Origin of the sequence: Bifidobacterium asteroides, from assembly GCF_009683175.1 — a bacterium.
Taxonomy (GTDB): domain Bacteria; phylum Actinomycetota; class Actinomycetes; order Actinomycetales; family Bifidobacteriaceae; genus Bombiscardovia; species Bombiscardovia asteroides_H.
Map to the genome: position 1 here is coordinate 965553 of NZ_WKKW01000001.1, position 8100 is coordinate 973652.

Annotated in this window: 4 protein-coding genes; 2 read left to right on the top strand and 2 right to left on the bottom strand. The window is 56.1% G+C overall.

What is annotated here, in order from left to right:
* Window positions 1–14: 14 nt before the first annotated feature.
* Together GKC41_RS04085 and GKC41_RS04090 are read right to left on the bottom strand one after the other, a co-directional pair.
* Entirely contained in the window at window positions 15–686 is a 672-nt protein-coding gene (locus GKC41_RS04085) for a GtrA family protein (protein ID WP_229281580.1), read from the bottom strand.
* On the bottom strand, window positions 679–3108 hold the full coding sequence (locus GKC41_RS04090) for a glycoside hydrolase family 3 C-terminal domain-containing protein (protein ID WP_154313021.1): 2430 nt from the start codon (window positions 3106–3108) through the stop codon (window positions 679–681). The genes GKC41_RS04085 and GKC41_RS04090 overlap by 8 nt, the downstream gene beginning before the upstream one ends.
* A 422-nt stretch (window positions 3109–3530) precedes the next feature.
* On the opposite strand from GKC41_RS04090, the gene GKC41_RS04095 reads away from it, so the two are divergent.
* Entirely contained in the window at window positions 3531–6608 is a 3078-nt protein-coding gene (locus GKC41_RS04095; protein ID WP_154313022.1) for a glycoside hydrolase family 3 N-terminal domain-containing protein, read from the top strand.
* Window positions 6609–6827: 219 nt separating this feature from the next.
* On the top strand, window positions 6828–7724 hold the full coding sequence (locus GKC41_RS04100) for an alpha/beta fold hydrolase (protein ID WP_195760139.1): 897 nt from the start codon (window positions 6828–6830) through the stop codon (window positions 7722–7724).
* Window positions 7725–8100: the final 376 nt, after the last annotated feature.

Genomic DNA, 8100 nt, shown 5'->3' on the forward strand with positions numbered 1-8100 from the left:
GTGGGGCCGGAATTTTACTGGGCGCTCGCCTCGGATTCGGTGGGCTCCTGACGGAAGATGACCTTGAAGATGGGGAAGAAGACCCAGAAGGAGATGGCCGAGTTGATGATCATGGTGACCAGATCAGCAATGGTGGTCCCCAGGCCGCCCCAGTTCAGGGTGTGCTGGAAGAAGCCGTAGATGGGGTCCTTGTACCAGCCCTGCAGCGCCGCCGCGATGATGGTGATGATCACATAGGCCACCAGGTACCAGAAGGCCGCCTTCCAGACCGAGGAGTTGGATTTGAAGGTGATGTTGCGCTGGAGGAAGAAGTTGATGACCTGGGCGATCAGCAGGGTGATCTCCACCGCGAGGAAGTAGGCCAAGCCGCCCCCGCCGCCGTGGCCGATTGATCCGGCCGCGTAGTCGAACAGGTAGTAGGGCTTGCCGCCGACGGTTCCCATGCGCCAGACTTGGAAGTTGGTGCCCACCAGGGAGGTGCCGTTGAAGATGGCCTTGAGCACGGGCATGAGCACCAGCTGCAGGACGGTGACCCCGTTGGACAGGATGAAGAAGACGATGAACTGGGCCAGAGTGGTGTGCCGGTCGCTGAACCGCCGCCACCAGCGGACAATCGCCCACTGTGAGGCCGTCGTCGCCTTCCCCTGGGCCGGCTGTTCGGCCTGCTGGCTGTGCTGATCACTCATGATTGAGCTCCTTTCCGGTTCTGCGGTTGGCGGACATGTTTCTGAAGAATCCGGCGATGAATCCGCCCAGTCCCCGCCATAGGTGGCCATTGGGGATGCGCACGATGGCCTCGACCATGGCCGTGTCAATCAGTCCGTTGGTCATCTTGGCCATGGCCCGGGGGGGCATGTTGAGCAGGAAGAGGGTGTTCAGGTCGGGGTTGCCGGTCTTGGTCTCGTGGCGGCTCTCGCTCTTTGCCAGGAAGTTGGCCACGAACCTGGCCAGGGCGCTTCTGGAGTCCTTCCAGGATGAGAGCGGATCGTTGACACCGAAGGTGCTGACGGCGCCCTGTCGGACCACCGGGTGGCCGAAGAGCTCTGTCACAGCGGCATCGTCGACCTCCTTGACCCGGCCGGTCAGGTAGGCACCCAGAGCAGGGTCGGGACTCTGCGGGTCGACGGTGCCCTGGACGGACAGACGTCCACTCAGCTCCATCTTGCGGGCGTCGGAACCGATCATGATGGTCCAGTCGCCGGACTCAACCTGCCAGGAATTGCTGGCCGTATCGAAGTGCCGGAAGGTCATCTGGTCGAAGTCGATACGGACCTGGGTTGACTGGCCGGCCTCCAGACTGACCTTCTTGAAGCCCTTCAGTTCGCGGAGCGGCCTGAGAACGCCACCCTTGGGCGCCTGGACGTAGAGCTGGGGAACGGTGGCCCCCTGTCTGTCCGAATCGTTGGTCAGGGTGAAGGTGGCTCCCTTGTCGTCCACGGACAGATTGGCGTAGGTGAAGTGTGCATAAGACAGGCCGTAGCCGAAGGGGAAGCGTTCCTCCACGTCGGCAGTCAGGTAGTAGCGGTAGCCGACGAAGGGGCCCTCCCGGTAGATGGATTCGTGTGCGGGGTCGGGGTACCAATCGGCGCTGGGGCAGTCGGCATAGGACTTGGGCCAGGTTTCCGCCAGGTGGCCGGAGGGGTTGACCCGGCCGGTCAGGATGTCCAGGGTGGCTGAGGCTCCAGCCTGCCCGGACAGCCCTATGTAGAGGACGGCATCGCACTGGTCAATCCAATCGGTGGTGACGGGGGAGCCCGCCACCAGGACGACCACCAGGGGCTTGTCTGTCGCGCCAAGGGCTTTTATCAGGTCGACCTGGTTGCTGGGAATGTCCATGTGGGAGCGATCCAGGCCCTCGGATTCGCTGCGTTCATCCAGGCCCACGCAGGCGACAATCACGTCTGCCTGCCCAGCCGCAGCCACGGCCTGGTCGATCAAAGACTGGTTCTTCTCGCCATGGCGTTCGTAACCCTGGCTGTAGGAGGCCAGCTCCAGGCCGTCGCCGTTGCCCTGCCTGAGCAGGTCCAGCATGCTCTCCTGCTTGGCTGCGTTGACCTTTGAGGACCCGGACCCCTGGAACCGTGGGGTTTCGGCCATATCCCCGACCAGGGCGACCCGGGTGCCGGCGGCCAGTGGCAGACGTCCCTCCCGATTGACCAGGAGGACAGCGGATCCCTCGGCGATGCTCCGTGCCACCTGATGATGGTCCCGTATCTGGTCCGCGGTCAGGTTCCCATCAGGATCCATGCCAGAGTGGTAGGTCAGTTTGGCCAGCCGCGCCACCTCTTCGGCCCGTGCGTTCAGGTCGGCTTCGTCCAGGCGACCCTCCTGCACGGCCTTGGCAACCTGTCGCACGGAGTCATACCCTGCCTGGGGCATCTCCAGGGAGGAGCCATTGGCGGCTGCGGCGACCGCACTGTTGGAGCCACCCCAATCCGAGACCACCATTCCGTCGAAGCCCCACTCCTTGCGCAGGATGTCCTTGAGCAGGTGGGCATTCTCGTTGGCATAGGTGCCGTTGACCATGTTGTATGAGGTCATGATGGCCCAGGGATGGGCCTGGCGCACGGCGATCTCGAATCCGGTCAGATAGAGCTCGCGCATGGTGCGCTCGTCCACCACGGAATCGGATGCCTGGCGCCGCAGCTCCTGGTTGTTCATGGCGAAGTGTTTGGGGGTGGCGGCCACGCCCTGGGACTGGATGCCTTCGATCAGGCCTGCAGCCATACGACCGGCCACCTGGGGGTCTTCGGAATAGTATTCAAAGTTTCTGCCGCACAGTGGGTTGCGCTTGATGTTCATGCCCGGACCCAGAACCATGTTGACGCCCAGGCTTCTGGCCTCGCTACCCAGCGCCTGGCCCATGGTCTTGGCCAGTTCCGGGTCCCATGAGCAGGCCACGGTGCCCGCTGTGGGGAAGCAGGTGGCGGGCTTGGACTTGCCCATACCCAGGTTGTCCCCTGATCCGGTCTGGCGGCGCAGGCCGTGCGGGCCGTCGCTTAGGACCATGCTCGGGATGCCCGCCCTCTTCAAGGCACGGGTTGCCCAGGTGGATTTTCCGGAGAGCAGCGATGCCCGTTCCAGAACTGTCAGATCCTTGACTTCCATAGTGTTCCTTCTCCAAACAACTTCCGCCGGTACGCCGCAATTTCAATCTTGCTCTGTTTGGATATGAATATCGTCAGACGTATTCCGGTTGCGGCAACGATGATTTCGCATCAATTGTTTTGCCGCATTCCGCTGTTCATTATTCAGTGAAAACCAGTGGCGCCAAGGAAGAACTCCATAAATTGTCATTTTCCTGGCATAAATGGTTGAAAAGCTGAACGGCAATCATGAATATTCGCTGTGCTTTTTGCGGCGTAGACAAAGCAATTCCGACAATTTAAGTGGGAGAAAGAACAATTCAGTCATTTTATGGACCATCGGATTCTGTAGTTTTTTATCATTCATTTGAATTGGCGATCGGAATACCCGGTTCTCGGAGGTGATGCAGGGATTACCGCGTCAATGCCAGAGAAAGGAATTCAATGAAGAAGGCAAGAATAGTGAGGATAATCAAAACGATTGTCTCCATTATATTCGCTGTGGCACTCATTGTTGGTTTAATGCTTGCAAACCCCCAGCTAAAAACCAACAAGATTCTGTCAAACATTATGAACTACAACAGGCAGAGTATCGATAATTCCCAAATCAAGGATAAAAATCTCGACCTGAATTATTACAAAGCCGATTACAATGTCGATACCATCAAAGCTGCCGAAAACAGGCTGGCTTCGAATATCGCTGAACAAGGTACAATTCTGCTGAAAAATCAGGACGAGGCCCTGCCCCTCAAGTCAGGTGCCCATTTGAGTCTTTTCAGCGCCAATAGTGTGAAGGCAGACGGTGCCAACATGCTGACTAAGTCTAAGGGTGTTACTGCCAAAGATGTACTTGAGCAGGAAGGGTTCAGGGTCAATGACAAACTTTGGCAGTTTTATAGCAAAGGTGCAGGCAAGAAATACGGATTGGCTGCGGGATCCGTCAACTTTGGCGATGGTGAAGACTTCCGCATCAACGAGGCTTCTATTGATGTCCTCAAGCGTGAGCCTGGATTGCTGGATTCAGTTAAGGGCACAGTTCCGGTCTATTTACTGAGCCGTGTAGCCGGCGAAGGCCGTGATATGCCTCGCTCGATGTATAACCATGCAAGCTCGGACCAGGACAAGCGAAAGACGTATCTAGAGCCAGATTCCAACGAGCTTTCTGTTCTAAACTATCTGAACCAGAATTTTGACAATGTCGTCCTAGTCATCAAGTCCAATGCAGCCCTAGACCTAGGCTGGCTGGATCAGTTCCCTCACATCAGATCGGTAGTCTACTCAGAGAACATCACCCGCCAACTGGCAGGCGTTCTTTCTGGCCGACTGAATCCATCAGGCAGAACGGTCGACACTTTCGCACGGCATGCGCTCGACTCCCCTGCTGCGCACAATTTCGGAGATTACCAGTATTACAACAAGCAGGGCAAGCCTACGAAGTACAACTATCTGACCTATGCGGAAGGCATTTACGTTGGCTACCGCTACTATGAAACACGTTATGAGGACAAGGTCCTCGGTCAAGGGAATGCCGGTGACTTCGACCATGCTCGCGAAGTCATCTATCCCTTTGGTTACGGTCTGAGCTACACCACCTTTGACTGGCGAGACTTTCACATCAACCAGGAGGGTGATCGGTTCGTGGCTTCTCTGGTGGTCGAGAATACCGGTAATCGTCCAGGACGTGACGTGGTAGAACTTTATGCACAGAGTCCCTATACCGAATATGACAAAGCCAACGGCGTGGAAAAGTCTGCAGTCGACCTTGTCGGATATGCAAAGACCCCGCAGCTGCAGCCTGGAGCCCATACAAGCGTTAAGGTCACTTTCGACCGAAGCCAACTTAAAGCTTATGATGCTAAAACGGCGAAGACTTTTATATTTGACGCAGGCGAATACCGCTTCACTGCGGCCCATGATGCTCATGATGCAGTTAACAACATCCTGGCCCAGAAAGGCCGCACCATTAATAATGGCATGACAGCTCCCGGCAATCCTTCGCTAGTTGCCTCGTATACTCCGACCAACGCTCAGGTGGATGTCACGACCTTCTCCAAAGATGCCAAGACGGGTAAAAAAATCACGAATCTATTCGATTTTGCCCGGGCTGACACCACTTATCTGAGCCGTGCCGATTGGACAGGAACTTTCCCTAAGCATGATGGCGTTCCGTCCGACCAGATCAGCACTTGGGGCGGTGAGATTAACGGTGAGAAAGACGGTCATCCCAAGGCTTACACGTGGAAGAAGACCGCTGATGATAGTTTGATCGCCAAGCTAGATGGTCATGACTCAGGCACACCAGTTGCACGACGGTCCATACACACCCGTCCGGTTTTCGGCAAGGACAACAAGCGCAGTCTGATTGAGATGCGCGGCCTTCCATATGAGAGCAAGGAGTGGGATTCCTTGCTTGATCAGATGACTGAGGATGACTATTGGAAAGTCACTATTGACGCTGGCTACGGTTTGGACTTCATTAAGTCAGTCGGAAAGCCTTATACCATGGATGCTGATGCCGCCAACGGCTTATTCTATGGCGGGACCGGCAAGACCTTCCCCAATGTAATGATGCTGGCCCAGTCCTTCAATCATGATTTGGCTGAGCAGTTCGGCAAAATGATCGGCAACGAGGCCCTGCTGGGTGGTGCCAGTGGATGGTATGCCCCATCAATGGACATCCACCGTACACCTTTCAGCGGCCGTAACGGCGAGTACTATTCAGAGGATCCATTCCTGTCAGGTAGTACCGCTTCAGCGGAAGTTAGCGGAGCCGCATCCAAGGGCGTCTACTCCTATATCAAGCACTTTGCGCTCAATGATCAGGAGGATCATCGCGGGGACCGGCCAGGCAACTTCAGCGTGGCCACTTGGGCCAACGAGCAGTCCATCCGGCAGATTTACCTGTCGCCATTCGAAGCCTGCATCAAAGCACCGGAACTCCCCATGAAGTATATGAAAAAACTGCCTGATGGTTCATATAAGCCGGCTGTTGCCAAAGTTCCCGCGGCTATGGGGGTCATGAGCTCCTTTAACCGCATCGGAGCAACCTGGACCGGTGGATCCTACCAGTTGATGACCAAGCTTCTGCGTCAAGAGTGGGGCTTCAACGGATTGGTTATCACGGACAATGCCAACACCGGTGTGTTTATGAGTCCTTATCAGATGATTGAGGCCGGTGCGGATGCAAAGCTACTGAATGTGGATAAGGATCCGACTGGTGAGAAGTTGGACTTCAAGGATCCTGCCACCTACCAGTACGCGCGCCAGGCAGCTCACCACATGCTCTATGCCGTGGCCAACTCCAAAGCCATGAATGGGGCTATGCCAGGAAGTCGATTCCGCTACTTCAACGTCATGAACGTGGTCCGGTACAGCCTTAATGTAGCTGTCGCAGTCATTATCCTGCTGTTGGCCTGGTTCACTTTCCGCAGGCACAGCAAAACAGTGATTGCCCGCAAAGAGGCCAAACGGACTGCCAGGATGCAGAAGCGCCAGGCACAGAAGTCAGACAAAGCCATCTGACCGGGTACGGCTGGGCATTCAGAGTCTAGGCACTAATGCCTAGCCGTTTCCTTAAACGGCCATATCGCGCGGAGTGTCATCGCCGCTCTGTTCCTCGGTTATCTGCCCTCGAATCGAATTTCATGCGCTGTGCATGACAAGCGGCCATGGCGTCGGTAGGCTATGAGCAGTGGGGATGAGAATAATCAGATGTCATCCCGTTCAGAAGGGTCGTCAAAGGTGTCCACACATTCTCGGCTCTACGCCGTGCATATCAACGGTGCCCGCATGATCTTCTCCATGAACCCAGCATCGCCGGGTGCTCCCATAGTGCTCTATCTGCATGGGGGTCCAGGCGATGCCTGCATTCCGCTGACCATGCGCTACAACGCGGCCTTGGAGCGCGATTTCCGCTTCATCAACCTGGACCAGCGGGGCAGCGGGCTGTCCTACCATCCCTTTGCCCCTGGCGAGGTGGTGACCATCGATTCGATGGTCGAAGATGTTCACCAGTTCGTGCTAAAACTGCTTCGAGCCTACGGGCAGGATTCCCTGATTCTTATCGGTCATTCCTGGGGCAGCGTCCTAGGTTTGGAGATGGTGAAGCGCTATCCGTCGCTTGTCCGCTGCTACATCGGCCTTGGACAGGTTGTCAGCATGCGCGCCGCCCTTCAGCTAAGACGACATTGGGCGCAAAAGAATCTGGGTCCTCGGCTTGCTTCGATCGTCAGCAGGGAGAGTGGCACTGCTGATATGGTGCTGCTGATCAATGAGCTGCTGTCTCGTGGCGGGGTTGCCATGCTGTTCAGATCCTGGAAACGGATCATGACCTATCTACGCTCGCCCTACTACAACTGGTCGCGTCTGCTCAACCATGCCAAAGGGGTGGCTCAATCCCGCGCTCGCTTGAATGCAGAGCTGGAGCAGGTCGATTTCAGCGGGCAGACTTCTTTTGGGGCGCCGGTATATTTCATCAGCGGCAGGTACGACCGTCATCTGCCAGGTATCCTGGTTGAGCGGTTTGCAGATAGGTTGAAGAGCCCACATCGGTTCATCCGCTTTGATTGTTCTGGACACTGTCCGCAGTGGGATGAGCCAGAACGGTTCGCGGCGACGGTTAAATCCCTCTGCCTGTAGCGCTCTATTGATAAGCAAAGGCTGCCTTGCCGCTCGGGCCCATTCGCTTGGTGTAAATACATGCTGCACACGACGAAATCTACTAATATGAGTCATTGAAGATATTGGTTTGAGCCTCGCTGAAGAGTGCGCGGGGTTCCTGGATTGACGAAGGTCGATGAAACGGGGACTATGTCGATGAAAATCGACACGCCGTAGAATCCCCGGAATCATTGGGTTCCTTCGATATTCTTCTATGCCGATTTGCGGGATAACCCAACTTCGTGTAAGTTTACATCTTGCTGCCCGGCAGTGATGAGAACTCTTCGGAGGGCTTGGAGCTGTTGGTGTGGTGGTGGTTTGAGAACTCAAGAGCGTGTTTGTGCTACTTATAGCT